This window comes from uncultured Sulfitobacter sp. (assembly GCF_947499945.1).
In the GTDB taxonomy this organism is placed as follows: Bacteria; Pseudomonadota; Alphaproteobacteria; order Rhodobacterales; family Rhodobacteraceae; genus Sulfitobacter.
Genome location: NZ_CANMQD010000012.1, coordinates 1 through 24304 on the forward strand (window position 1 = coordinate 1; position 24304 = coordinate 24304).

The following is a 24304-nucleotide window of genomic DNA, read 5'->3' on the forward strand; positions in this document are numbered from 1 at the left end:
TCCTGCCGCCCACCAAGAGGCTGGGCAGGTTGTGGGGTGTTCTCTGCAAGCCCGTGTCTCAGAGGTCCAGTGGACCGCTTCGAACGGGCTGTCTTTTCCCCTCCGGCCCCAGCGTTGTGGGGCGCGGGCACCCCGGTCCAGCACGCGGGCCTTCGGGGAAAAGACGGCTGACCTGACAGCCAATGTTGGCGCATTGGCCGGGGTCAGCAGCAGCGCGGATCGGCGGTGCGAGCGCGCACTGCGACCGCGTTTCCGCCTTCGTCAGAGGGTGCGCTGATGGCAAGCTACCACCTCTCTGTGAAGACGATCAAACGCAGCGCCGGTCGCACCGCGACGGCAGCGGGAGCCTACCGTGCGGGCGAGCGCATCGAGTGCCAGCGCGAGGGCCGCATCCACGACTACACCCGCAAGCAGGGCATCGAGGAGACCTTTATCATCGCTCCCGAAACTGCCCCGTCCTGGGCGCAGGATCGCGCCGCTTTGTGGAACGCAGCCGAAGAAAGCGAAACGCGCCGCAATGCCGTTACCGCTCGCGAATGGGAGCTGTCTTTGCCGTCAGAAATCAGCGCCGAGGACCGGTCGCAGATCACCCGCCAGTTTGCTGAGGAGTTGGTCAGCCGCTACGGCGTCGCTGTCGATGTCGCGATCCATGCGCCGAACCGCGAGGGCGATCAGCGTAACCACCACGCGCATGTTCTGACCACCACCCGCCAGCTAGAACCGGAGGGGTTCACAACCAAAACCCGCGTTCTCGATTCCGCCAAAACCGGTGGTGCTGAGATCGAGCAAATGCGCGGTGTCTGGGCCGAACTGCAGAACCGCGCATTGGAGCGGGCAGGGGAGGTTGAGCGCGTTGATCACCGGTCCCTTGAGAAGCAGCGGGAAGCCGCGCTGGACAAAGGCGACGAGCTGAAGGCCGAAGAGCTCGACCGTGATCCAGAGCTGAAGCTGGGACCGGCAGCAAACTCGATGGAGCGCCGCGAGAAGGCTGCAGCCGAGCGTGAGGGGCGGGAATATGTGCCGGTCACAGAACGCGGGGCTGTCGTGCATGCGGCCCGTCAAGCGCGGATGGTGTTTCAGGAAATGCGCGAGCGCTTGGATGTGGCGCGGGAGACTTATGGTGCGGAGCGGGAGGCCGGGCAGGGGCGCGTTTCAGCTGGTCTGGCCGCACTCAGGGCGGCGACATCGAAAGAGCGTGGCGCGCGTGCCTCAGACGATATCCGGGAGCGGTTGGTGCAGATCACCGGGCGGGATGAGCCGGAACGCGGTGTGCAAAGTTACGAAGAACCGAAGCGTTCTGCGCAGGAGCGGTTGCGGGAGACGCTCGACAAGAATGGCGAAGTCGAGCGGGACGCGGGCCCGGAGGATGGCGAGAAACCGTCGATCCGCGAGCGTCTTGACGATGTGTTGAACAAGCCGCGTGAGCGGCTGGAGATCGAGGACGAACCGCAGAAAGACCGGGAGGTCGAGAGCGAGAAGGAGATCGACAGAGAGGTGGATCGTGACCGTGGCCTCGGTCACTGACCCAAGTTGAAAACAAGCATTGGAGATTGAAAGATGGATGAAGTGATGAATGTCGGCGAGACGATATTGTTGGACGGTGAGCCGCTGTCCCTTGTAACCCGCGCAGGCGTCGAGGCGTGGATCGAGAACGGTATAGGACACAGCTACCGCTACGATCAGGTGCGCGATCCGCTCGACGGAAAGCTAAAATACCGCTGTATCTATGAGAAGGCCGGGGCGGATGTGCCGTTCGTGCTGGTCAACCATCCGAAAGAAGGGGACGGGCGCGTGATCCTGTTCGATGAAATGCCGGATCACAATGCCCAGGCTTCATGAGCCGGGTCAGAGTCCGTTGCTCAAGAGCAGCCCCCAATATTGAACTATCGGGGCTCGAACAGAACATCTGCTTCAACGTCCAAGGCACGGGCGATTTTTTCTATTGTATCGATGTTCATTGAATACCGTGCGTTCTCGATCTTACCCAAGTGAGAGCGGCTTACGCCTGAGCGTTTCGCCAAGTTTTCCTGACTCAGACCAACGCTTTTGCGGTAATCAATGATGTTCTTTGCAACGCGTTCTCGAAGGTTCATGTCGTGGTTTTACTCTGTGGCCCATAGTCGGTGCCACGCGATATATGTCACATTCGGTGAAATCTGATCCTGTGATCCCGGCAATGTGCCGGTCTCGCTTTGAGCGATAGACAGGACAGGGGGAGACGTATTTCATGGACCCGGTACAAACCAGTTTGTTGCTGTTATCCAAAGTGTGCTGGGTAGGTCAGGCTGGAAAGCAATGATAAGTCCGATGATGCTTGCCACTCCAGTAGTCAGCTGGAATGGCCTGCTCTCGGCGGCAAAATTTATGAACGTGCGAACCCTTCCGCCATGCATTTCCCACCAAGTGGTATTGGTTTTGAGCGAACGGTCCCGCGCACGGCCCGCGATATTTGCGATCATATCGACCTTGCGTAGGGTTGATTGGTGCAGACCAACGTAGTTTCCTTGCTCAAAAGCTTCTGCTTCGGATGCGCCATTTAGGAAGTCGCGAGGCTGAATCTTGTTCTTTTCCAGCAATGTGGTCAGCCGGGGATGGCCAGTGTAGCCCACACCGTAAACGTCGATCAGAAGTCGGGCGAGATCAAATTTGTTTTCATCTGGGATGATGAAATGTGGCTCTCCGCCCAAAACACGATACCTGTGTTCAATTGCAGCGAACCCATAGTTGATGTCACGCATGTTCCAGTGGAGGTATTTCATACCTCGATGGCTGCCCACGTGTGCAAAGAATTCGTCGAGCATCTTCCTTTCTAGCGCATCGTAATGTTCTGTGATTCCTGACAGATCAATTCCGTCAAGTTCTGCAATCTGGTGGATCGAAAACGATACTGTTTGACCAGAATCGAGCTTTCTGACCGCGATGGAGGTAATTCTGGGCGAACGACCATCTGTCCTGTCGTAGAAACTTTCGCATGAATAGTGCGTCACCCACACGTTTGAAGCGTCCTCAAAGAGACGATCAATGACGGAACGGGAAGCTTTTTGTTTTCTGGGGTCCGGGGCCGACAATGTAGGTTCTTTCGCGTTTGGGTTGAGCGCATACCATCTATTGAAAATCCTTTTTGATCAAGTCGCTGCGACCCTATGGTGAATGGATACACTTCTTGCATAGTCTTTATCGAAATTCTGTGATCCCGGCAGTGTGCCGGTCTCGCTTTGAGCGATAGACAGGGCAGCGGATCGACGGGCTGATGCCCGCTCACCCCAACCCTGACAGTTTTCAAATCCTGTTGATCCGCCTGCCATCCTGTCAGGTCCGAGAAAACCGGCAAGCGCCGCCTGCGGCGTCGGTTCCGGTTGAGAATTCCGGTTCCTCCCACGCGCAGGCGCGCGGTTCCCTCCCAAATTCACGCCCTCCACCCAGTTGTCACGGCCCCGCCAGGCCGCAGGACGGGCTTTGCCCTTACCTGCTCTGCCTTTCGGAATGCATGGGCATTCCAAAAACCAGAACAGGAAGGCCCGCCCATTGGCGGAAAGGGACAAGAGACCCCGACCGCGTCACTCAAGGAGGGTCACAAATGACCAAAGAGAAATTTGACGTTTATTCCCATGTTACCAATCAGATTGTCGCGCAGATCGAGGCGGGGACGCCCCCGTGGCGTAAGCCGTGGACTGGCGGCGAAGCATCGGTCAGCTTGCCGGAACGGTTCAACGGCGAAGCCTATCGCGGGATCAATATCCTGATGCTTTGGGCGACTGCCATGGACAAGGACTACAACTCCGCCCGTTGGATGACATTCAATCAGGCCAAGCAGCTTGGGGGCCATGTCCGCAAGGGCGAGAAATCCGCCACTGTCGTGAAGTACGGCACCGTCGAGCGCGAGGACGAGAACGGCGAGGAGCGCCAGATTCCCTATGCCCGTGCCTATCGTGTGTTCAACGCTGACCAGATCGAGGATTTGCCCGCCGAATTCTACATTCTGGCTGATCCGCCCCGTGATCTTGGCACCGTGGCCGACCCCGAGCTGGAGGCGTTCTTTGCCGCGACAGGCGCGCAGATCGACGCGACCGAGGAGCCGCGCGCCTATTACAACATCAAAACCGACCGCATCCACATGCCGCTGATTGCAACCTTTCACAGGGCTGCAGGATATTATGGCACTTTGGCGCATGAGCTGACCCACTGGACAGGGGCGATAAAGCGGCTGGACCGTTTGGGCCGGTTCAATGATCGAAAGGCCTATGCGTTCGAAGAACTGGTCGCCGAGATCGGAAACTGTATGCTGTGCGCGCAGATCGGGGTGGAGCCTGAGTTCGACCAGAGCGCGGCTTATGTCGAAGGATGGCTTGAGGCGATGAAAGAAGACAGCCGCGCGATATTCCGCGCCGCGTCCGAAGCACAGAAGGCTGTAGATTACATCATGGCCCGCACCGCGCAGGCCGACCGGATGGCTGTCGCGTAACGGCCCATACAGTCTAATGATCGAGGCCCCCGTCAGTAGGCGGGGGCCTTTCGTGTTGTGGTTCGATCTTGGCCATGGACGGTTTCAGGGTGACCTGTCGGCAAGCAACCTGAAGGCAGCTCGCCGACAGGTCCGGCGCTTCGCGCAGACGGGCATGAAATGCCCGGAAGGACGCTTGAGTATATCGGGCGAGGGGCTGAACAGTGGTGGTGTAGCTGTATATCAAAAAATACAGTAGATAGACCTACAATAAAATTTCTTGACAATCACATCGCCTTTTTATATCTGTATGAGCATGAGCTACAGCATAAAAAACATTACTTTGGGTGAGGCTTGCGAAATTCGAGCAGGCTACGCCGCTAGAACCGCCCTCACAGAGGACGCCGAGAAGGGCGTTCCTGCGATCCAGCTGCGCGACCTGCATGGTGAGCAGGTCAGTCTAGGCGTAGCGGGGAAATATGCCCTGGACGGAAAGCTCGACCGATATCTGGTCAAGCCCGGTGATGTCCTGTTCCGCTCTCGCGGAGAAAACAATACAGCCAGCATTGCCATAGGGAATGCGGGTGAAACTGCGATAGCGTTGCTGCCAGTGATGGTCATCAAGCCAAAGGATGATGACCTCCTTCCCGAATACATCGCTTGGTCAATCAATCAATATGAAGCGCAGCGTCACCTTGACTTAACTGCGCGCGGTACGAAGCTTCGGATGATACCGCGAGAGGCCCTTGAAGCACTTCCTCTTCACATACCAAATGTCGCCATACAGCGGATGATCACCGAACTCGATGCGCTATCCGCAGCTGAGACTCAACTCCTTCATGAACTTGCTGATACCAAAAGAAAATTTACGAAATTCGCCCTGCTTCAACAGGTGCGGAACGCCGAGCTTCACGCCAATGAAGCCCGGCATAACGACGCCCAAGACTCCTTGAAAAGCACGGGCAAATCGCAACAGACAAAACCATAGGTGATCAATGTCTATTAATATTAGCAGCTACCATGCCGACGGTCCTTTCGGCAATCAAAACAACTTGCAGGCCCGTTCAGGTGTTTACGTAATCCTGGGTCGAAAGAGCATGTCCGCCACATGGAACGTGGTCGATGTCGGAGAATCGCAGAACATCCGTGACCGCGTTTCAAACCACAACCGTGCCCCTTGTTGGCGTGGCCAAGGGCACGCAGAGCTGTCCGTCGCAGCAATTTACGCTGATGAAGCAAATCGAATGCTGATCGAACGCCAGTTGCGCGCTGAGTTTAGCCCGCCATGCGGTGTGATTTGAGAAAAATTTGGGGCGGGCAGGTGTCCCGCTCCACCATGAGACGAAAAAGGATTTGAAAATGAACGATAAGTTGACACAGGCAGAAGTGAATAACGCAGCATGGGCTGCTTGCGACACCTTCCGTGGCGCGGTCGATCCCGCGCAATACAAGGACTATATCCTAGTGATGTTGTTCCTGAAGTACATCACGGACAACTGGAACGACCACTTCGAGACCTACCGCAAGCAATACGGTGACGATGACGTCCGTATTCGTCGCCGCATGGAGCGAGAGCGCTTCTACTTGCCGGAAGGCGCAAGCTTCTACGACATCTACGAGCAGCGCAACGAGCCCAATATTGGCGAGCTGATCAACATCGCACTTGAGAAGATCGAAGATGCGAACCGTACCAAACTGGAAGGCGTTTTCCGTAACATCGACTTCAACTCGGAATCGAACCTTGGCCGAACCAAGGATCGTAACCGCCGCCTGAAAAATCTCCTCGAAGACTTCAACAAGCCCGCGCTCGATCTGCGACCATCGCGGGTGAAGGAAGACATCATCGGCGAAACCTACATCTACCTGATTTCCCGCTTCGCCTCAGACGCGGGCAAGAAGGCCGGGGAGTTTTTTACACCGGCTCCGGTCTCCGGCTTGCTGGCAAAACTTGCTGCGCCAAAGGATGGCAACACGATCTGCGACCCAGCCTGCGGTTCTGGCTCGCTGCTTATCAAGGCATCTGAAATGGTCGGGTCCGACAACTTTGCGCTCTATGGGCAGGAAGTGAATGGCGCGACCTGGGCTTTGGCACGGATGAACATGTTTTTGCACGCCAAAGACGCCGCGCGCATAGAATGGTGTGACACTCTGAACAGCCCCGCGCTGATCGAGGGTGACCACCTTCAGAAGTTCGATGTCGTCCTCGCGAATCCGCCGTTCTCGCTCGACAAGTGGGGCGCAGAGGACGCTGATACCGATCAGTACAACCGCTATTGGCGGGGCATCCCGCCCAAGTCCAAGGGTGATTATGCGTTCATCACCCACATGATCGAGATCGCCAAGCGTCAGTCAGGCCGTGTGGCGGTAATCGTTCCACACGGTGTGTTGTTCCGAGGCGGGGCAGAGGGAAAAATCCGTCAGAAGCTGATCGAGGAGAACCTCCTCGACGCTGTTGTTGGTCTACCTGCCAACCTCTTCACAACCACAGGCATCCCCGTGGCCATTCTGATCTTTGATCGCTCCCGCGAGGAAGGCGGCGCGAACGCAGATCGTAAAGACGTGCTCTTCATCGACGCCAGCAAGGAGTTCACGCCTGGCAAAGCCCAGAACGTGATGGATGAAGATTCTCACATCAAGCGGGTGCTCGACACCTACAGAGCCCGCGCCGAGGTCGAGAAGTATTCCCACCTCGCCAGCACCGATAAGATCGCCGAGAACGGCTATAACCTGAACATCCCGCGCTACGTGGACACCTTCGAACCTGAGGAGGAGATCAACGTCGGCGCCGTGCAGGCGGACATCGTGCGCATCGAGGGCGAGTTGGCGGACGTACGCGCGAAGATGACAGGCTATCTGAAGGAGCTCGGAATTGATGCGTGAATATGAACTGACAATTGCGGAGCTACCGCCGAAGCAAGCTTGGCAAAAAGTTCAACTCGCCGATCTTGGCTTTTTTGTAAAAGGGAAGGGAATCGCCCGCGCGGACGTTTGTGATGAGGGGCTACCATGCTTGCGATATGGAGAGATTTACTCGACGTATGAGACTGTAACGAAGCATCTTGTTTCAAAAGTTTCTCCTTCAGCTTCTGAGAAATCCCGCGCTTTGGAGCAAGGCGATATTGTATTTGCCGCCTCTGGAGAAACGGCGGAGGAAATTGGAAAAGTTGTAACGTATACTGGAAAAGAGAAAGCTTGGGTTGGAGGCGATACCGTCGTCTTGAGAGGACATGGGCAAAACGCTGTCTTCCTTGCACACGTTTTAAACTCTGATCCGGTAGTCCGTCAAAAATCTCGGTTGGGTAAAGGGCAGTCTGTTGTACATATTCATGCACCAGACCTCGCCTCTGTTGAAGTTTTAGTCCCTTCCTTGGCTGAACAGCACAAGATCGCTGCGATCCTACTGACTTGGGACGAGGCACTTGAAAAGCTCAATGCGCTGCGGGCGGTGAAGGCGCGGCAGCTGGATGGGCTGTCTCAAATTACAATGGGATGTGGTGGGGCGTTCCCTGATCATTGGCAACGGAAACCATTGTCAGAGGTCTCGACCCCAGTTAAGCGAAAGAGTGCAGGCGGTGATCATCCTGTGATGACGATCTCGGCGAAGTCCGGGTTCCTCATGCAAGCCGACAAGTTTGCTCGGAACATGGCGGGGCGCAGTGTCGAGCGCTACACACTCCTCCATGAAGGCGAGTTCGCCTACAACAAAGGCAATTCAAAGACAGCGCCTTATGGCTGCGTGTTCCGGCTCGATCGTGACGACGCGCTTGTCCCATTCGTCTACTATTGCTTCGCATTGAAGCCGGGTCTTGATCCTGAGTTCTATGACCACCTCTTCTCCGCAGGTGCGTTGAACCATCAGCTTTCCCGCCTGATCAATTCGGGTGTTCGCAACGATGGATTGCTCAACCTCTACTCCAACGATTTCTTCAGTTGTCGAGTGCCGGTTCCGCCAATCGAGGAACAGAAGCGCATCGCACAAGCTCTAACGACAGCCAAGCGCGAGCTTTCGCTACTGGACGAGGAGATTGCTGCCCTGACCGGCCAAAAGCGCGGCTTGATGCAGAAGCTTCTGACAGGCGAATGGCGTGTCGAAGTCTCAAACAACGAAAAGGCTACGGCATGAAATTCATCTATGTTGATGAAAGCGGTGCCCGCGATCAAGGCGATGTCTTCGTTATGTGCGGCTTAATGGTAGATGCCTACAAGCTGCGCAAGAAGACGGCAGACTTCGATGCCAAGCTTGAGAATCTGTTCGCGCGCCATCCTGGTGCGCGAACAGAACTGAAGACAAAACGATTTATCAATGGGGCTGGCGCTTGGCGAGATATCGACGCTGGAGAGCGCAAGCAGTTTTTGTCTGAGGTTTGCGAGCTTGCAGTTGCCAATGGCGGCAAGGTCTTCGGCTTTGGTCTGTCGTTTGAAGCTTTCGACGCGGCTGTAGCCAGTGGGCACGGGCATCCGTTCGGGAACAGCTATTGGATTGCATCCGCAATGTTCACTAGCGCGCTTGTGCAGAAAAAGATGCAGGGTGTCAGCGGCGGCAAGGGACTGACCGTTGTCATCATGGATGACAATAAGGTCGAGATGGCGAATTACTCGGACGCGCTCTATGACTGCGATCCTTGGCTTGACGGGCTCTACCAAATCCAAAAGCGCAAACGAGGCGTAACGGATTGGGTGGCCCGGACGCCCAAAACCCGCTTTGATCAAATCATCAACACGTCCTTTGCGATCAAATCTAATCACTCGTCTTTGGTGCAGGTCGCGGATGCGCTGTCCTACGTTTATAGGCGGCATTTGGAATTGGTGAACTCTCCCGAAGCCTATGTTGGCGAACAGGCCTACTACGCGGGCTTGGTCGCAATGTTGGAGGGATCGCGCGAGAAAATTGGTCGCGTCCCAAACGTGCACTGCACCCAGTTTTTTAACGAGGCGAAACACGAAGGGTGGCAGCTATGACCTTCGACCCCGCCGAAAAGTATCAATCGCAAATACCGGCGATCCAGACTCTGGTAGCCTTGGGATTTCAGCCGTTGTCTCAAGCGAAGATCAATCAGTTGCGGGGTAAAACCCGCAGCGTGATCCTCGATGAGATAGTTATTGAGCAGATGCTGAAGCTCAACAACTATAGCTTTCGCGGTAAGAGCTATGCCTTCGACCTCGAAGATGCGCATGAAGCGTTGCGCCGCCTCAAGCCAACCCCTGACAAGCTCAAGGGGCTGAAGGGAACGAACCAGGACATCTATGATCTCTTGGTTCTCGGCACGACGATCTCCAAAGCGATTGAAGGCGACAGCAAGAGCTATTCCTTCAAGTACATCGACTGGGAGACCCCCGAGAACAACGTCTTCCATGTGACGGCAGAAATGAGCGTTGAGCGGACGGCTAGTACTGCAACGCGGCGCTGCGATATCGTCTGCTTCGTGAACGGTATCCCGTTCATCGTGATTGAAAATAAGCGCCCCACAGAGTCGCTGAAGAAAGCAGATAGCCAGCTGATCGGGTATCAGAACGAAGATAACATCCCGCAGCTCTTCCACTATGCGCAATTGCTCATGAGTATGAAGAGACAGGAAGCCCGCTATGCCACTGTGGGCACGCAGCGCAAGTTCTGGCAAATCTGGCGCGATGAGGACGATCAGGACAAGGATATTTCCGCAGCGATCAACTATCCCCTATCGGCAGATGAAAAAACCGCCGTCTTTTCTGGTGATCTGGCAGATGCGCGCGCCTTTTTTGAAGAGCTGGCAGCAGGAGGAGAGAGATCGATTAGTGAACAGGATCGAGCCATCTATGCGCTCTGCCGCCCTGAACGTCTCCTTGATCTTGTGCGTCGATTCACGGTCTTTGATGGCGGGGTGAGGAAGATTGCTCGCCATCAGCAATTCTTTAGTATCCGAACTGCACTTGCACGCCTGAAGGGCTTGGACGTCGAAGGCCGCCGCAAAGGCGGGGTGATCTGGCATACGCAAGGCTCAGGGAAGAGCCTGACGATGGTGATGCTTGGACGAGCGCTTGCCCTCGACAAGGACGTAAAGAATCCGCGTATCCTGATCGTCACGGATCGAGATGATCTGGACAAGCAAATTAAAGCGACCTTCAGGTCATGCGACCTTGAGCCGGTCCGGGCCGCGACGGGCTCGAACCTGATCGAGTTGATAACGAACAAGACTCCCCTGATCACGACGATCATCAACAAGTTTGATACCGCAATGAAGGCGGGCGACTTCAAGGACGAAAGTGCCGATATCTTTGTCTTGGTGGACGAGAGCCACCGCAGCCAGACTGGCCGCTACGGTGGCCACGGCAAATTTGCCCTGAAGATGCGCCGTCTGCTGCCGAATGCTTGCTACCTCGGTTTTACTGGTACGCCGCTCCTGAAGAAAGACAAGAACACTCTCGATACCTTCGGAGGGTTGATCCACAAATATACGATTGATCAGGCGGTTGAGGACGAAGCGGTTGTGCCCCTGCTTTATGAAGGCCGCATGGTCGAGCAACAGGTGAGTGGCGATGTCGTTGATACCTGGTTCGACAAAATCAGCGATGGTCTGACGGAAAAGCAGAAAGCGGACCTCAAACGTAAGTTCTCGCGAATGGACGTGCTTTCGAAGACGGGGCAGGCGATCCGCGCGAAAGCATTCGATATCTCTGAGCACTTTCGGCAATACTGGCAGGGCACAGGCTTTAAGGCGCAGCTGGTAGCGCCTTCCAAAGCCGCCGCCGTGCGTTTCAAGGAGGTGTTGGACGAGATCGGCCATGTCACAAGTGCAATTGTGATCTCCGCCCCTGACGACAAGGAGGGAAATGAGGAGGTCGACCAGGAATCTAAGGACTTGGTTCGCAAGTTCTGGGATAAAATGATGAGCAAGCATAAAAGCGAGGATGAGTACAATCGGCACGTCATCAGCGCGTTCAAAGGTTCTGGTGATCCGGAAATTCTGATCGTAGTCTCGAAGCTGCTCACTGGCTTCGACGCGCCGCGCAACACGGTGCTCTATGTCTGCAAACCGCTACGCGAGCACAACCTCCTTCAGGCCATCGCGCGTGTAAATCGCCTCTATGAGGACGACGAGACAGAGAAGCAGTTTGGCTTCATCGTCGATTATGAAGGGCTCCTTGGCGAGCTTGATAAAGCGCTGACGACTTATAGCGCTTTCGAGGGCTTCGATACCGATGATGTGGTGGGCTCGCTGCATGACATTCGTGAGGAAATCCGCAAGTTGCCTCAGCTGCACGATCAGCTTTGGGATGTCTTTAAGACAGTTCGAAACAAGAAGGATATGGAGCAGTTCGAGCAACTCTTGGCGGATGATGCGGCACGGCAAGATTTTTATGCAAGGCTGAAGGATTATGGTCGTTGCCTGCACATTTCGCTGTCATCCGAAAAGCTTTATGACGTGTTTGATGAAAAGGCAGTGACCACCTTCACGAAGGATTGGAAGGCGTTCTCGGAGCTGAAGCGGTCGGTTCAACTCCGTTATCAGGAAACCGTCGATATGAAGGAGTTCGAACCCAAGATTCAAAAATTGCTCGACGATCACGTCACGGCCAAACCAGCTGAAATCGTCATCGATTTGGTGAACATAAATGATCCGGGTGCATTGAACGCTGTGATTGAAGAGGAAAGCACCACGGCCGCCTCAAAGGCGGATCGGATCGCGAGCGCAACAAAGCGCACGATCACCGAGAAAATGGAGGAAGATCCTTCCTTCTATAGGCAATTTTCAGAATTGTTGGCGGACACAATCCGAGATTACCGCGAGAAGCGTATTTCGGAGAAGGACTACCTCAAGACAGTTGTGGAATTGGCAGGGCGCGTAGCCCGCCGTGATTATGGTCGCGACATGCCGGACACGATTAAGGGTGATAGGGATGCGCAAGCCATTTTTGGAGTTCTTGAGCGGATCCTGAAGGAGATCAACGGTGGTGTTGAGGACGCTGTAACCGCAGATATCGCGCAATCAATTATTGGGATTGTGAAGGAAAACCACATCGTCGATGTCTGGTCGAACGAGATGGCGCAGAACAAAATGCGCAATGCCATCGACGACTACTTCTTCGATGTTGTACGCGACGAAAAGGATATCGACATCCCGCTCGACCTTCTCGACGACATCGAACAGCGGATCATGGATATCGCACGGGCAAGGTTTCCCGGATGATCGCCGAGGTTCTTGAGGCCAGCTTCGGCAGCGAAACAATCCGCTTTTCTGTTGTGAGGCGAGCTCGGAAAACACTCTCGATAAGCGTTTTGCCCGACCAACAGGTCGAGGTCGTCGCGCCCGAAGACGCGAGTGCCGAACGTATCATCGAAAAAGTGCGCAAGCGCGCACCCTGGATATGCAAGCAGCTTCGCTACTATGACCAATTCCAGCCAAAAACGCCTGACCGTCTCTATATCGGAGGGGAAACCCACCTCTACTTAGGTCGCCAGTACAAGCTCAAGGTGATCCCGGGTATCCAGAACACCGTAAAAATGCAGCGCGGTCAGCTTATGGTTTGGAGTACGAGGCCAAGCCGAGCCACCCACACCCGTGAGCTTGTGCGGGAGTGGATGTTACAGCGCGCCCAGATCAAATTTGCCGAACGTCTGGATGTCTGCCGAGGGTGCTTTTCCAACCCTGGGAAAGTCGTCCCAAATGGCATCATTATTCGTGAACTGAGCTTTCGGTGGGGGTCGATGACCGGCAGGAAGAATTTGGTGCTCAATCGTGCCTTGGTTGGGGCCTCTATAGAGGCTATCGACTATGTGATTACCCATGAGCTGTGTCATATCGAGCACCCCCATCATGGCCCCGCCTTCTTTGACCTCTTGAGGCGCGTCATGCCAGATTGGGAGGCTCGTAAACTCAAGCTCGAAAGACAACTCGCGTAGCTGTTTGGACCTGTCACGTTTTTGTGCCGCTCCAGTAAGTGTATATAACCGTCCAGTATCTGGCCGCTATCCCTGCAAGTGCCGCTCCACATCCATACTTTGATGCAGAATACGCACAACGACAATTGTCGTGTCATTTGTGCGCCGGAAATAAACCATATGCATTCCCACGATCGCTTTGTGGTAACCATCGCGGACTGTGACAGGGCGGCTCACATGCGTTCCCTGGGAAAGAGCGGCGCAAGCATCCCTAATATCACCCACATAGCTTGCAGCTTGTCGGACTCCCCATCGCTCGACGGTGTAATCCCAGATGTCGTTGACATCAGATTCTGCCGCTGGGGATAGAATATATCCCGTCAATGCGCCTGAGCTTCCGCTGTTTTTCGTGCAATAAATCCGTCAAAATCGAATGGTTTGGGCTCGCCAGATTGTTCGCCAGCGATCAGCGCATCCTGCAACGCTTTTACCTTCGCTTCATGCTCTTCAAGAAGGCGCAAACCTGCGCGGACAACATCGCTTGCTGATCCATAGCGACCTTCCCCGACTTGCGCGTCGATGAAGTTAGCAAAGTGATCTCCTAATGAGACGGATGTGTTGCGGGGCATGATGCATCTCCTTTTCAAACAATATACCAATATTTGGTATCTTTGCTAGTGTCTACAACATTGCCAGCTGTTGAGGCTCTACCCAATAGCCCCGCTGACGCTTGGAGGCTTCCAGTGTGATCAGAGCCGCAACGGCTTGGCCTTCATCCGAGAACCAATCCATCCGGACCTGCCCGCCCTGCCCTATGCGACCCCATTCCCGAAGAAGCGTCCATTCACCAAATAGGTTTGGCATGACGGACATCCGGTAAAACCGGGAGACATTGTGAGCAGGCTGACGCTTTTCGAGATAGGTCTGCATGGCTCAAAGATGATACTTGCGCGCGATTTCGAGGGCTTCGGCCTGTTCGGTGCCAATGTATTCTTTGGTGCTTTCAATACTGGCGTGGCCGAGCAAGAGCTGGGCCGCGCGCAGGTTGCCGGTCTGCTGATAGATGTGCGTTGGGAAGGTCCGGCGCAGCGAATGCAGTCCGTAGAGACTGGGGTCGAGGCGGGCCTTTTCAAGCCAGTATTTAAACAACCGCCAGAGCTGGCTTTCGCTGAGATGGGTGTGGGACCACCTTGCCCCCTGCCCCGTGAACAACCATGCATGCGTCTGCTTTTCAGAGGCGGTAAGATAAGCACGCAGGCTGTCGCGCGTCCCTGCCGACAACCGCGCTTGGACTGGGCGCGCATTGCGGTTTTCAGTTTTCTTCTGGCGGATCTCGACGATCTCGCGGACCCCTGCCGGGGTTGCCACGTCCGAGACCCGCAGCCGCACGAGATCCGAGCCCCTAAAGCTCGTATCAAGTGCAGTGTTGAACAACGCCAGATCGCGCAGCGCGCGTTCCTGGCCTAGGATCATTCGTATCAGCGCAACTTGGTCGGTCGTCAGCGGTGGCTTTTTGCCCACGACACGGCCTTTGTTCCAGGTGGTCTCAGGTGCAGTCGGCATCTACAAATCCTTGCAAGCTTATTGTGTAAATATACCCATAAACCGTGCATGATAAAAGTAGCATGTTGTGCGATGTGGCGCTTTACTCAAGTTTCGTTGGATTTTGGCCTGCGTATTCATGCGAGCTTTTAGAATAAAGCTCGCATGACGCCCGATGGATTGTTCTTGGGCGTACTGCGACAACCGAACTCGCGAAGCCGGTTGTTGCCAAAGTAATTGCAAAACGCTCCTTTAACGTGGCTGCGTTTGGCGACGCAAGCGAAGTAGAATATCCTGTTCTCCGGCGGCACCAGCTCCGGCAAGACAACGTGGCTCGCATTTTTGGCGTAAGCCCGAACACGATCAGGAGGGCATGATGGCGGAGGGTGAAATGACCGTAAAGCGCTGCAGGGTATCGCCAAAATGATTGAGAAGTTGACAGACCGGGATTAGTGGAGTGGGCATGAGACAAAGATTTCGAATGATTACCGTCGTAGCCGCCGCATGTTTAGTCGTCGGATCAATTTTCTCTTGGCTCATATTTTCAATGTTCACCATTTATAACGGTGATGGAGATGCGTTTCAGAGACTAGGTTCATTCGGTGTATTTTCTTGGCTTCTTTTACTCGCTTATTCACGCGTAAACGTTGAGAAACTTGAGAGTGAGAGGATCAAATCTCTTGTGCGACAAAAAGCAAAGGCAAAATCTGAAGCAGAAATTCATGGTTCCGCCACGAAATACCGTGCTGCACAAGTTTCTTGGTATGAGGCGGCTGAAAAATTCACATGGAGACAAAGGTACCTACTGGCATCACTTGAGTTGATCGGAATAGGGGTCGCTACTCTCCAGTGGGGTTACGGTGATCTACTGGTCCAAATTTTTCATGGACAATGAACGATGCTAGATCTCAAATGGGGTAGTGGTCCATTGGGTCGAAGTCGTCGCCCCAATAGTCATCTATTTCGAGCAGCTTTTTAAATTCGCGTTCGAACTGAAAAATAGCCATCCGTTGAACTTCAAGTTGCATTTGAAGCGAGCATTTCTCCTTTTCTTCGAGGACGCGCTCAAGGTACTCTAGTAACCCACGATGAACGTGTGTGCGTGGCGGTTTACGTAGAATTTCTACCGTTTCTGGATCGTGCTGGTCTGCCGTCCAGAAACCACCCAACGTGATACTTAATCTAGCATCCAACAAGTTAGAAGAAAATCGTAAGAATCTCTGCTCCTCAATTATATCGATCTCAAAGGGTTTAAGCTCTTTCTTTACAAGGTTTCCCTCGCCGTCCTGGAATTGAATCTCCCAAGTCATCAAAGGACCTTTAAGATCGTTCACCGACTGTTTGATTGATGCAAATAAGGCTTCGATAAATGTGTCATGCCTTTGTTCTTGCAAAGCAATATTTTGGTTCATCAGGATAGCGGCTTGCAGGTTGAGCGATTGGGCTTGTGCTTCCTGAGCTTCCCTACTGGCCTTTATCTCTAATCGTTGTTCGCGCAGTTCCAAGCCTTGAACCAGCACAGTAACAATGATCCATACAAATGCGAGAGATCCAAATAGACCTGCAAACGTATCGCCAACCTCGTTGGGGGTTGAGCGCCAGAAAACGCAGAAATTCGTGATACATTCTTCAGTTGCGGATGGAGCTGTAGATGCGATCACTAGCCAGAATATAATAAAGAAGGTTGTTAGGCAGTAGCCAACTAAAAAGGGCCAACTTCGCCAGACCGGGGTTGCTCTTCTATATGCCGTATCTTCTGTCACGGTTGTTGCTTCTTCACCAAGTACGCACAGACTGCGCAGGACACTTGCACCAGCAGCTCTGCATCCTCTGGGGTCGGCCTACTTTGTTCGTTGACGTGCCGCCCGTGCTGGGAAGCAAACCCATAAAGTTTGCTAACAGCTTCGTCCAAGGGTTTTGGCAGGTTCAGGTGACCGGCGATCTTGCCGAGGGTATTGCTTGATCCCAAAATGTCCTGCGCCACGCATTCCACCGCTGCCATTGAGTGGGAGATCGCTCCCGTGATATCCGGGTCGGGTCGGCGCGAGATATCCCGGATGGCTTCCTCGATTTCAGAGCTGGCGTTGTTTCGCCCGCTATCTTGTAAACTCTTTGCAGCATCAGCAGTTGTCACTTGGAAGGGTTCATCGCCACGATACACGATACCCTCGTTTGGAACGAACTGCCAGCCGATCCCTGCTTCGATGAAGAATGAGTTCATTGCGTTAGCAAATTCGACAGCAGCATCGTACCCGTGAGTATTTTCTATCTGGCCGAGCAACGCCTCTGCGACATCATAGACCTTGTACCAGTCACAGTGATTGATTTCGTAAAGCACCTCATCACGGATATTCGGAACTTCGCTCCAGTTACTTTGATCAGGCGCTGTGAGGAGGACGCGGCATACGACCGAGCGGATTTGGCTGTAGTTTGGGCCACAATCGTATGCAGTCTGGATAACAGCATATCGTAATCCGTCTGGTGCATCGGTTCGGATCGTGATGGGCGGCGTTGACGCAAAATTATTTCGTTTCGAAAAGGTCATCAGAATAATGTCTCACGGCTTGTAGCTATTGTCAGAACGCCGTGGTGCTGGCGCTATGTGCGGGTCTGGTTTTGGCCTCCCGCTTTCTGTTGTACGTGGTGGTGAATCTGGCTGGTTAAGCGCTTCGATCTTATCGATCTTGGCGCATTACCTCTACACCGCCGGAGTATTGAATCAGTTGCTCCCCACGTTTCGAGTCGCTGGTCACCCCAAATCCGTGAGGGGAGCCATCTTCGAACTTACCCTTCTGCCACCAAAATGAGTTTTTGCCTGTTATCGTTCGAATGCCATAGCCGTTACGAGCTAGCTCAGCAACGTACCCATCTTCACCAGAAAAGTTCAGGCGTTCCAAAATTTTCGCGCTAAACTCGCCTTCGTAATTGTCAACGAAGTCTTCTTCTTCATTGCGAGCAGTTGTAACTCCGACCACGCTTTCATGATCTTCAAGTAAGTTTTCAGCGAAGTAGTAGCTTTCTGTTTCTGTGGCCGGGTATACCGATCCGCCGAGTCCTCTTCCGGTAGAATAGTTTGCCGTTGAACAATCTTTTCCGAAAAATTTTGAGATCGTGAATTTTCCTGTGGTTTTGGTCAAACCAAAAATATCTTGATATATTATTCTCTGATCTTTGGGGTCGAAGATTGCATTCTTTGAGTAGTCTCCTTCTTGAAGAATGACGACCCATCCATTGTCTAAGGTCAATGAGTGGACGATGAGCATTTCAGTATCGGAAATAGCTTGAAAACGTCCCAATTTTCCAAAGATCTTGTTGCTAACGACTTTGTAGTCTTGGATTACGTTTTGAATTGGCTCAATTGGTTGATCTTCCATATCGGAAACGGACATCGAAACCACCATTTCTTTGGCAGTGCTCAGGTGAATATCGAATTTTCGTTTCGCCGATCGAATTGCACTTTTTGCTTCCAAGCCTCTGCTCGCGGCACTTTCCGCGAGAGCAGCAGCTCGCTCGCTTTGGGTAGTAAGTGTTGGATGGACGGGCATCGGTATCGAAATCTTTGATTCTTCCTGTGCTATGAGAATCTTTCCCATATTATTGTCCATAGATTTGGCCGTCGCATTCAACTCTTCGAGAAGGCGGGTCGTATTAGCACCGGATTTCACTTGGTGGCCAAACTGCACCAAGTCCAGAATTGCCTTTGAAATACCCAACATGGAACCACTCCTTCAGTGCCCGTCCAGTGAAGGCGCTCTGGCACGGTGCCTGCAATTGCAGTTATGCTGCTTGAGCACCATAACGCCAGGGTGTCAGCTCGTCGAGGCGTGTGATCTTATGATCAGCGATTTGGCCTCCCGACGAACGCAGAGCAAATCTGAAGGTGGTATAAGATCTTAGTCTTTTTCAGACTTCTCATAACGCTCCCATAACTGTTCTATCAGTTGGCCTTGCGTAATCCCCTGTTTTTCAGCTTCGGCGGCTATGGCCTCCCCTACCCTAGGGAAAACTTTGGGGTGCAATTGGTGCGTCCTCGGGCTAGGTTTACGCCCCGGCTTTTTCCGTGGCGTACGATCAACAAAACCGCGAGCCTCACCCACTTCATCAACCTTCCGCACTTCTGCTGGACCTGTGTCCTTAGGTCGTGCGGTGAGGCCTGCTAGTCTATTTGAGCCGCTCATACACTGCCTCCGTAAATGCCGTGGCGTTCAACAAGGCCTTGTCCACCTTGCCGCCAGTCACAATCTCAGGGTTGTTCAACATCGATGTAAGGTCACCGCCATAGGCAAAGAGTTCCGAGAACGCCGCGCGGGCTACGAGGGACGGTTCGATCATGTCGATCCCTGCCCCGCGCAATTGGTTTTCGAGTTCTTTCTGTACCCGGCTTTTCACCGCAGCGCTTGTCTTTGTCAGAACGACCGCGTGTTTGATCGTTCGGCTAAGGGCTTCTTCCTCTTCTTTGACAAGCGCTAGTGCCTCCGATCCAATCTCGGCATCTAACGCGGTGGGCTGCATCGGCACGATGACTAGATCAGCCTGCGAAATGGCACGGCTCACCAATTGTGAAGCTACGCCTTCAAGATCTACGATCACGATCTTACCGTCCCCGTCCGCATTTTTGATTGTGGCCACAATCTCTGAACGCCCAATATCGCTGTGAAGAGTGACGCCCTTAGGCAGTCCGTGGGATGCCCAACGTGTAAGAGACTTGTTCGGATCACAATCCAAGGCAGTCACATCAGCGCCCATCCGAGCGAACTCTGATGCCAGCAGAACTGCACAAGTAGACTTTCCAACTCCGCCCTTAGGGCTCGCCATTACGATGACCGGCATTTAACTAACCTGCTTTATTTTTCTTACCGGAAACGTATCCGTGACCGGTATTAAATTCAATACCAGTTATTTTTCTCGTACCGGATTTATTTCCATTACCCGGATTAAATAGCATACCGGATTTATTTCCGTAACCGGTATTAAATCTGGTCATGGGCGACCCCTTTTCTCAAACCAGCTCTCACAAAACTTGATGTAGTGCTTAGTCGGGTGTTTCGGCTCAATCTCTTCTTTACCGCACCAACGACGCCACTCATGCTCCAGATGCCGGGTATCCCAGCCAGGAGCAGCTTCCCGTGCCGCATCGTACGCATCTGGTTCAAGCCGCCCCTCGAACACGTCTTCTTGGGGGGTAGGGACCGAGCCACGGGAATAAAATACAGCCTGAGAACCCTCAAGACGAAGGCTGTAGTCAGGGATGTGGTCGTGAGCGACATCCTCCGCAACGATCTTAGAAATAAGGCGTTTAAACTCTTTGTCAGTGGAGTAGGAGCCACATTTGTCCTTGAGCTTAGTCAGGCCGATTGCCCAACGCTGCTTATATCCACAATGCTTACGCGCAATCTCGTAAAGACGGCGTTCCAACGGCTTTCGAAGCCGGAAATAGTTCCGGCTGAGCGTGAGAACTTCACGAGCGTTGATGGCATTGAACACCCAATCCGATAGCTTGACTTCGATTTCCTGCATCCGGCCATCTCGGGTTTCCCGAACGATACGGTAGCGGTCGATCAGACCGAAGCCATCTAGTACTTCCGTGTCTGCCGTCGTGATGTTTGTGGCAATGCGAGTCCCGGAAAGCCGCTCAAATGCGGCTCTGAGCTGCTCATAGCCGCGTCCATCAGTGCCTCTGTTCGTTGAGGTAAGTAGGTCAAACGCCTTGAAGCGTATTGTCTGGTTGACCTCTCGACCATCATTCAAAGCCGCAATCACTTGAGAAATACAGAATATCAGGATGTCACGGTCATAGACTGTTGCCAGTCCTTTGACTGAAGGAACAACTTCAACAAAAACGGCACCATTCTCATATCGACGGATATTCTTGTCCGGCTTTGTCGAGATCGAGAACACAGGATGCTCCATTGATGCCATATCGCCCTTAGGAGCAGCATCAAAGATATCGCAGACGAAGAAATCGCCTTGCTGCATTCGGTCCGGGAGGAGAGGAGACCGTGCTTTCGTGTTATTACCCACCATACACCCTAAATTCGTGTTATTGCACACCGAGTCAAGTTCTTTCGTGTTATGACACACCAGCAAGCAGAAACGTGCTAATACACACCATATTTCGTGTTACCACACACTATTGGACGTGCTATCACACACCACACACAATTATAGTGCTTTGTTTAAGAACAATAAAACTGCCCTCAAAAAGTACGTAACCCATATATTAACTCATATTTAACACAAGAAGGTTGATTACTATTGTCACACAGGCTCATACAAATTTTCTAGCAGACCATGAATCGTAAGAATCACTCCGCGTAGAACACGCACGCATCAACACCTGTGGTTGTCGTTGTCCACGACGCTCCAAGGACAGCGCAGGTGGAAGCGTTGCTGGCTAAGAAACGAGGAAGCGCAACCGTCAGCACAAGAGCCAGAACGACACCGCCCAGACCTACCCATGGAAGCCAGCGCCTGTCGCTTTGCTGTTTTTCACGCAATTCCTGAATGAGACGCAGCGTGTTCGAATGTTGTGTCGTGGTTTCCTGGAACGATGCGCTTGATCTTTCAGCGCTGTCGAGCAGAACCCCAGCCGCTTTGTTCAAACGTTTGAGGCTGTCAGCAATACCACCATCGACGGTCTGGCCGATCAGCTCGCCATATTTTTCCGGGTTAGTCTGTTCCCTGGCGGCGAAGGCTGCGATCCGTGCTTCCGTCGAAACTTCGATCTGTTTGTTTGCAACCTTCGTCAGGCCGTCGATCCGATTGGACATGCTTGCGACCGCCGTGGCCATCAGATCGAGCGTTTCGCGCAGCTCATCATCGGAGAGGGCAGGGAGGTCGGGCTGGTCTGGGTCAGGCGTGTCGGTCATGGCGGGTCATCCTTTGGATCATTGGTCCTGCGGGACAAACAGCCCCTTGAATTCGGGGTCGGCGTAGTAGCGCAGCTTTTGGGCGACCGCCGTGGCTTGCCCCTGGACGCGCAGGAGCTGGTTTTCCGGGCGGAGCTGCATGATTTCATCGGGGGTTAGCAGATCGCGCCCCGTGAGGTTGTTGCTGAAGCTGGGATTATCGCCCGGCTTGTAGCTGTCAGTCTGGTAGCCGGTGGTTTCCTGGCCCATCATCTGGCTCAGCCACTTCGCCGTTTCAAAATCATTCACCCCGAAGACCTGTTGCACCCCGGCATTGGCGATGAAGGTTCCGGCACGTTCACCGTAGAGGTCCCTGAGCTGGCTCATGTCCTGCAAAATGGGCCAGAGCTGGAGACCATACCCTGCCATCAGCCCCATAGCGCGTTCCACAGCCTCCAGACGCCCCAGAGCCGCGAACTCGTCCAGAAGGAACAACGTAGGCGTCTTGAGGCGCTGAGAGGTCCCCTGAGCGCCCACAGAGGCTTCAGCGTCCCGAGCAATGTCCTGGAGCGCTTGAGAGACCAGAAGGCGCAGCCAGCGGCTGTAGGCGTCCATACGGTTGGGTGGCAGTACCAGAAACACCGACGTGATCCGGTGACGCAGGTCCGAGAAGTGGAAATCCGACCGTGACAGAACTTTGGCAATTCGAGGACTGTCCAAGAAATGCGTGTGGCGTTGCGCGTTCGACATGACAGAGGCGGCTTCGCGGTCCGCTTTGCCCAAAAACCGATTGGCGGCGCGGGCGATTAACCCACCCCCCGCATCACTGTCCTGCATCAGCTCCAGCAGCGCCCGCAGCCGATCCGGGGGCAGGGTGAGATATTCCCGGACGGTGGCAAGACAGCGCCGGTTGCGGTCCTCGTGACAGACGCAGAACATGATCAGTCCACCAAGGATGGCTTTGGCTTCTTCGTTCCAATGCGCTTCCGAAACCTGTCCCGGCGGGTCCATCACCAGCGCTTCTGTCAGGGAGGCCGCATCCTCGCCCAGATCGAGGCTGCCCGGTGTCAGCCGGTCGAGCGGGTTGTAGGCCGCAGAGGGCATTCCGGAGACCTCAAAGGGATCGAGGACATGAACCGTTCCGAAGCGCCGCCTTGCTTCCCCGGCGATCCGGGCATTCTCGCCCTTGGGGTCGATGACGAGGACCGAGCGCTCTGCCGCCAGCAAGTTCGGGATGACGGTGCCGACGCCTTTCCCGGCGCGTGTCGGGGCGAGGGTGATCAGGTGGGCGGGACCGTCATAGCGCAGCAACCGCCCAGTGTGCGGATTGCGCCCGATAAGCAGACCGTCCGCGCGTTCCAGTTTCTTCAGCTCCTTGCGGTTGGCAAAGCGCGCCGAGCCGTGGCTGTCGCGGTTCACCCCGAAGAAGGCATCGGCCCCGGAGGCCATGCGCCAATACTGAAACCCAAAGACAGAACCTACAAACATGAAGGGACCAAACACCAGCCACTGCCATGCGCTTTCGCCCGGCTCCTGATCGAAGAAGGCGAAGACGAACGGTGTGGCAATAAGTGACCCGATCATCGCGCCCAGGCACATGGCCCCGATCAGCCACCCGAACAAAATGGGCGTGAAGATCAGCCGACCGAAGAACTGGAACAAACCGCCAAAGACGCGCATCAATCCCTGCATCAGGACGCACCATCGGTGTCAGGGTCAGACGCGGCAGACGGCGGAGTAGGGGAGGGGGATGACCTCGGCTTTTCCCAACCCGCGAATGCTTTCTGATCCTGAGCGCGAGGCAGGTTGCGCACCAACCGATCCAGCATCGCTGCAGCGTTACTATCCCGTTCTGCCAGATCAATCAGCGCACCGCCCAGGATCACTTTGCGCCGTGTATCCATTTTGCGTTGTTTGGTGGCCTCCCGATTGCGAATGCCCTGAAGCCGCGCCTTGGCCTGGGCAAACCGTTTCTCGGCCCGTTCCAGTTCTGTGTCCGCCATATCGCGAGTCCGCCTTTGCCGTGGTTCACGTTATGGTTGAAGGATTTACCATCCGCACCCGAAAACAACCAACACTAGCTTGGGGCCTGTCTTTCGGCGGAACATGGCAAACGTAGCACTTACAATCGGCGGTTGTCCGCAAGAAAGGGCAAGGGGAGAGGTTTGGACTTGAATGGATGCCGTTGTGTGCAAACCCTGAGCTGAGAAACAGTGAAGGGCGCACTTATGCAAACTCTCCACCTGCGGTTTCGAGATTTGCGTGCGATCCTCTTGGGGGGAACCCCCAGCCGATGGCCAACCCCTTCGCTGCGTACCGCCGCGACATGGAAGGGCGCGTTGCCCCTTCCAGACCTTTCCAGACCAACCTTGGCGGTTGGAGCGCATCCCGAACCCTCGCACCAGCGTCTCGACCGATGCCCCACGCTGGGGGCCGGTCTGACGATGGCGTCTCCGTTTCGGGAGCCTTGTGTTGTCGGACCTGTCGGTGCCAACACAAGGCAGGTTCGCTGGTCGCAAACCGCAAAGAACAATCCACATCCTGCCGCCCACCAAGAGGCTGGGCAGGTTGTGGGGTGTTCTCTGCAAGCCCGTGTCTCAGAGGTCCAGTGGACCG

General features: G+C 54.3%; 27 protein-coding genes. 12 read left to right on the forward strand and 15 right to left on the reverse strand.

The features are described from left to right. The first annotated feature begins 276 nt into the window (after positions 1-276). Together mobQ and Q0775_RS19550 are read left to right on the forward strand one after the other, a co-directional pair. Positions 277-1524, forward strand: a complete 1248-nt coding sequence (mobQ, locus tag Q0775_RS19545; protein WP_298865183.1) for a MobQ family relaxase — start codon at positions 277-279, stop codon at positions 1522-1524. A 33-nt stretch (positions 1525-1557) separates the two neighbouring features. Then, positions 1558-1839 carry a hypothetical protein gene (locus Q0775_RS19550; RefSeq protein ID WP_298865186.1) on the forward strand — a complete coding sequence of 94 codons (282 nt, stop codon included), beginning with the start codon at positions 1558-1560 and terminating at the stop codon, positions 1837-1839. A gap of 44 nt (positions 1840-1883) precedes the next feature. Here the strand turns inward: Q0775_RS19550 and Q0775_RS19555 are convergent, their stop codons facing one another. After that, entirely contained in the window at positions 1884-2093 is a 210-nt protein-coding gene (locus tag Q0775_RS19555; protein WP_298865188.1) for a helix-turn-helix transcriptional regulator, read from the reverse strand. Between the two features lie 132 nt (positions 2094-2225). Continuing rightward, the gene (locus Q0775_RS19560) at positions 2226-3068 is read right to left on the reverse strand and encodes a hypothetical protein (RefSeq protein ID WP_298865191.1); all 843 of its coding nucleotides are present in this window, start codon (positions 3066-3068) and stop codon (positions 2226-2228) included. Positions 3069-3577: 509 nt separating this feature from the next. Here Q0775_RS19560 and Q0775_RS19565 point away from each other — a divergent pair. The 8 genes from Q0775_RS19565 (at position 3578) to Q0775_RS19600 (ending at position 13319) form a co-directional block, all read left to right on the forward strand. Further along, the gene (locus tag Q0775_RS19565; protein ID WP_298865193.1) at positions 3578-4462 is read left to right on the forward strand and encodes a zincin-like metallopeptidase domain-containing protein; all 885 of its coding nucleotides are present in this window, start codon (positions 3578-3580) and stop codon (positions 4460-4462) included. A gap of 295 nt (positions 4463-4757) precedes the next feature. Then, positions 4758-5429: a restriction endonuclease subunit S gene (locus Q0775_RS19570; RefSeq protein WP_298865195.1), complete on the forward strand. Its 672-nt coding sequence runs from the start codon at positions 4758-4760 to the stop codon at positions 5427-5429. 109 nt (positions 5430-5538) lie between these two features. After that, entirely contained in the window at positions 5539-5742 is a 204-nt protein-coding gene (locus Q0775_RS19575) for a hypothetical protein (protein WP_298865198.1), read from the forward strand. Between the two features lie 58 nt (positions 5743-5800). Next, entirely contained in the window at positions 5801-7321 is a 1521-nt protein-coding gene (locus tag Q0775_RS19580; protein WP_298865200.1) for a type I restriction-modification system subunit M, read from the forward strand. Next, the gene (locus Q0775_RS19585) at positions 7314-8564 is read left to right on the forward strand and encodes a restriction endonuclease subunit S (RefSeq protein WP_298865203.1); all 1251 of its coding nucleotides are present in this window, start codon (positions 7314-7316) and stop codon (positions 8562-8564) included. The genes Q0775_RS19580 and Q0775_RS19585 overlap by 8 nt, the downstream gene beginning before the upstream one ends. Then, entirely contained in the window at positions 8561-9400 is an 840-nt protein-coding gene (locus Q0775_RS19590) for a DUF3800 domain-containing protein (RefSeq protein ID WP_298865206.1), read from the forward strand. The genes Q0775_RS19585 and Q0775_RS19590 overlap by 4 nt, the downstream gene beginning before the upstream one ends. After that, the gene (locus Q0775_RS19595; protein ID WP_298865208.1) at positions 9397-12606 is read left to right on the forward strand and encodes an HsdR family type I site-specific deoxyribonuclease; all 3210 of its coding nucleotides are present in this window, start codon (positions 9397-9399) and stop codon (positions 12604-12606) included. The genes Q0775_RS19590 and Q0775_RS19595 overlap by 4 nt, the downstream gene beginning before the upstream one ends. Then, positions 12603-13319, forward strand: coding sequence for a SprT family zinc-dependent metalloprotease (locus Q0775_RS19600; RefSeq protein ID WP_298865211.1), 717 nt, complete (start codon positions 12603-12605; stop codon positions 13317-13319). Before Q0775_RS19595 ends, Q0775_RS19600 begins: the two co-directional genes overlap by 4 nt. 66 nt (positions 13320-13385) lie before the next feature. Here the strand turns inward: Q0775_RS19600 and Q0775_RS19605 are convergent, their stop codons facing one another. The 4 genes from Q0775_RS19605 to Q0775_RS19620 are packed head-to-tail and all read right to left on the reverse strand — an operon-like array spanning position 13386 to position 14861. Continuing rightward, on the reverse strand, positions 13386-13682 hold the full coding sequence (locus tag Q0775_RS19605) for a type II toxin-antitoxin system RelE/ParE family toxin (protein ID WP_298865216.1): 297 nt from the start codon (positions 13680-13682) through the stop codon (positions 13386-13388). Continuing rightward, positions 13679-13927, reverse strand: coding sequence for a type II toxin-antitoxin system ParD family antitoxin (locus Q0775_RS19610; RefSeq protein ID WP_298865218.1), 249 nt, complete (start codon positions 13925-13927; stop codon positions 13679-13681). Before Q0775_RS19610 ends, Q0775_RS19605 begins: the two co-directional genes overlap by 4 nt. A gap of 52 nt (positions 13928-13979) precedes the next feature. Next, positions 13980-14228, reverse strand: a complete 249-nt coding sequence (locus Q0775_RS19615; protein WP_298865221.1) for a WGR domain-containing protein — start codon at positions 14226-14228, stop codon at positions 13980-13982. Between the two features lie 3 nt (positions 14229-14231). Further along, the gene (locus Q0775_RS19620; RefSeq protein ID WP_298865224.1) at positions 14232-14861 is read right to left on the reverse strand and encodes a tyrosine-type recombinase/integrase; all 630 of its coding nucleotides are present in this window, start codon (positions 14859-14861) and stop codon (positions 14232-14234) included. Positions 14862-15321: 460 nt separating this feature from the next. On the opposite strand from Q0775_RS19620, the gene Q0775_RS19625 reads away from it, so the two are divergent. Continuing rightward, a complete protein-coding gene (locus Q0775_RS19625; RefSeq protein ID WP_298865227.1) occupies positions 15322-15735 on the forward strand; it encodes a hypothetical protein in 414 nt (137 codons plus the stop codon). Between the two features lie 13 nt (positions 15736-15748). Here the strand turns inward: Q0775_RS19625 and Q0775_RS19630 are convergent, their stop codons facing one another. From Q0775_RS19630 to Q0775_RS19670, 9 genes are all read right to left on the reverse strand, one after another. Further along, positions 15749-16603, reverse strand: coding sequence for a hypothetical protein (locus Q0775_RS19630; RefSeq protein WP_298865230.1), 855 nt, complete (start codon positions 16601-16603; stop codon positions 15749-15751). Then, complete coding sequence (locus tag Q0775_RS19635) at positions 16600-17385, reverse strand: AbiJ-NTD4 domain-containing protein (protein ID WP_298865233.1); 786 nt, start codon at positions 17383-17385, stop codon at positions 16600-16602. Before Q0775_RS19635 ends, Q0775_RS19630 begins: the two co-directional genes overlap by 4 nt. Positions 17386-17515: 130 nt before the next feature. Then, on the reverse strand, positions 17516-18556 hold the full coding sequence (locus Q0775_RS19640) for a hypothetical protein (RefSeq protein ID WP_298865236.1): 1041 nt from the start codon (positions 18554-18556) through the stop codon (positions 17516-17518). 445 nt (positions 18557-19001) lie between these two features. Beyond that, entirely contained in the window at positions 19002-19670 is a 669-nt protein-coding gene (locus Q0775_RS19645; RefSeq protein ID WP_298865239.1) for a ParA family protein, read from the reverse strand. A 4-nt stretch (positions 19671-19674) separates the two neighbouring features. After that, the gene (locus Q0775_RS19650; RefSeq protein ID WP_298865241.1) at positions 19675-19824 is read right to left on the reverse strand and encodes a hypothetical protein; all 150 of its coding nucleotides are present in this window, start codon (positions 19822-19824) and stop codon (positions 19675-19677) included. Then, complete coding sequence (locus tag Q0775_RS19655; RefSeq protein WP_298865244.1) at positions 19821-20816, reverse strand: replication initiator protein A; 996 nt, start codon at positions 20814-20816, stop codon at positions 19821-19823. Before Q0775_RS19655 ends, Q0775_RS19650 begins: the two co-directional genes overlap by 4 nt. A 329-nt stretch (positions 20817-21145) precedes the next feature. Continuing rightward, complete coding sequence (locus Q0775_RS19660; RefSeq protein ID WP_298865246.1) at positions 21146-21709, reverse strand: hypothetical protein; 564 nt, start codon at positions 21707-21709, stop codon at positions 21146-21148. Positions 21710-21727: 18 nt separating this feature from the next. Then, positions 21728-23380: a type IV secretory system conjugative DNA transfer family protein gene (locus tag Q0775_RS19665; RefSeq protein ID WP_298865248.1), complete on the reverse strand. Its 1653-nt coding sequence runs from the start codon at positions 23378-23380 to the stop codon at positions 21728-21730. Then, positions 23380-23691, reverse strand: coding sequence for a mobilization protein (locus Q0775_RS19670; protein ID WP_298865252.1), 312 nt, complete (start codon positions 23689-23691; stop codon positions 23380-23382). Before Q0775_RS19670 ends, Q0775_RS19665 begins: the two co-directional genes overlap by 1 nt. Positions 23692-23916: 225 nt before the next feature. Between Q0775_RS19670 and Q0775_RS19675 the strand changes: the two genes are divergently transcribed. Then, on the forward strand, positions 23917-24304 hold a 388-nt coding region (locus Q0775_RS19675; protein ID WP_298865255.1), incomplete at its 3' end, for a hypothetical protein.

Bases quoted from the DNA above. Each gene is read 5' to 3' on its own strand.
- Q0775_RS19590 (WP_298865206.1), top strand. From the start codon at position 8,561: ATGAAATTCATCTATGTTGATGAAAGCGGTGCCCGCGATCAAGGCGAT.
- Q0775_RS19640 (WP_298865236.1), bottom strand. From the start codon at position 18,556: ATGTTGGGTATTTCAAAGGCAATTCTGGACTTGGTGCAGTTTGGCCAC.
- Q0775_RS19585 (WP_298865203.1), top strand. From the start codon at position 7,314: ATGCGTGAATATGAACTGACAATTGCGGAGCTACCGCCGAAGCAAGCT.
- Q0775_RS19620 (WP_298865224.1), bottom strand. From the start codon at position 14,861: ATGCCGACTGCACCTGAGACCACCTGGAACAAAGGCCGTGTCGTGGGC.
- Q0775_RS19655 (WP_298865244.1), bottom strand. From the start codon at position 20,816: ATGCAGCAAGGCGATTTCTTCGTCTGCGATATCTTTGATGCTGCTCCT.
- Q0775_RS19670 (WP_298865252.1), bottom strand. From the start codon at position 23,691: ATGGCGGACACAGAACTGGAACGGGCCGAGAAACGGTTTGCCCAGGCC.
- Q0775_RS19575 (WP_298865198.1), top strand. From the start codon at position 5,539: ATGTCCGCCACATGGAACGTGGTCGATGTCGGAGAATCGCAGAACATC.
- Q0775_RS19665 (WP_298865248.1), bottom strand. From the start codon at position 23,380: ATGCAGGGATTGATGCGCGTCTTTGGCGGTTTGTTCCAGTTCTTCGGT.
- Q0775_RS19600 (WP_298865211.1), top strand. From the start codon at position 12,603: ATGATCGCCGAGGTTCTTGAGGCCAGCTTCGGCAGCGAAACAATCCGC.
- Q0775_RS19660 (WP_298865246.1), bottom strand. From the start codon at position 21,709: ATGACCGACACGCCTGACCCAGACCAGCCCGACCTCCCTGCCCTCTCC.
- mobQ (WP_298865183.1), top strand. From the start codon at position 277: ATGGCAAGCTACCACCTCTCTGTGAAGACGATCAAACGCAGCGCCGGT.
- Q0775_RS19625 (WP_298865227.1), top strand. From the start codon at position 15,322: ATGATTACCGTCGTAGCCGCCGCATGTTTAGTCGTCGGATCAATTTTC.
- Q0775_RS19650 (WP_298865241.1), bottom strand. From the start codon at position 19,824: ATGACCAGATTTAATACCGGTTACGGAAATAAATCCGGTATGCTATTT.
- Q0775_RS19610 (WP_298865218.1), bottom strand. From the start codon at position 13,927: ATGCCCCGCAACACATCCGTCTCATTAGGAGATCACTTTGCTAACTTC.
- Q0775_RS19615 (WP_298865221.1), bottom strand. From the start codon at position 14,228: ATGCAGACCTATCTCGAAAAGCGTCAGCCTGCTCACAATGTCTCCCGG.
- Q0775_RS19570 (WP_298865195.1), top strand. From the start codon at position 4,758: ATGAGCTACAGCATAAAAAACATTACTTTGGGTGAGGCTTGCGAAATT.
- Q0775_RS19635 (WP_298865233.1), bottom strand. From the start codon at position 17,385: ATGACCTTTTCGAAACGAAATAATTTTGCGTCAACGCCGCCCATCACG.
- Q0775_RS19580 (WP_298865200.1), top strand. From the start codon at position 5,801: ATGAACGATAAGTTGACACAGGCAGAAGTGAATAACGCAGCATGGGCT.
- Q0775_RS19555 (WP_298865188.1), bottom strand. From the start codon at position 2,093: ATGAACCTTCGAGAACGCGTTGCAAAGAACATCATTGATTACCGCAAA.
- Q0775_RS19595 (WP_298865208.1), top strand. From the start codon at position 9,397: ATGACCTTCGACCCCGCCGAAAAGTATCAATCGCAAATACCGGCGATC.
- Q0775_RS19645 (WP_298865239.1), bottom strand. From the start codon at position 19,670: ATGCCGGTCATCGTAATGGCGAGCCCTAAGGGCGGAGTTGGAAAGTCT.
- Q0775_RS19565 (WP_298865193.1), top strand. From the start codon at position 3,578: ATGACCAAAGAGAAATTTGACGTTTATTCCCATGTTACCAATCAGATT.
- Q0775_RS19550 (WP_298865186.1), top strand. From the start codon at position 1,558: ATGGATGAAGTGATGAATGTCGGCGAGACGATATTGTTGGACGGTGAG.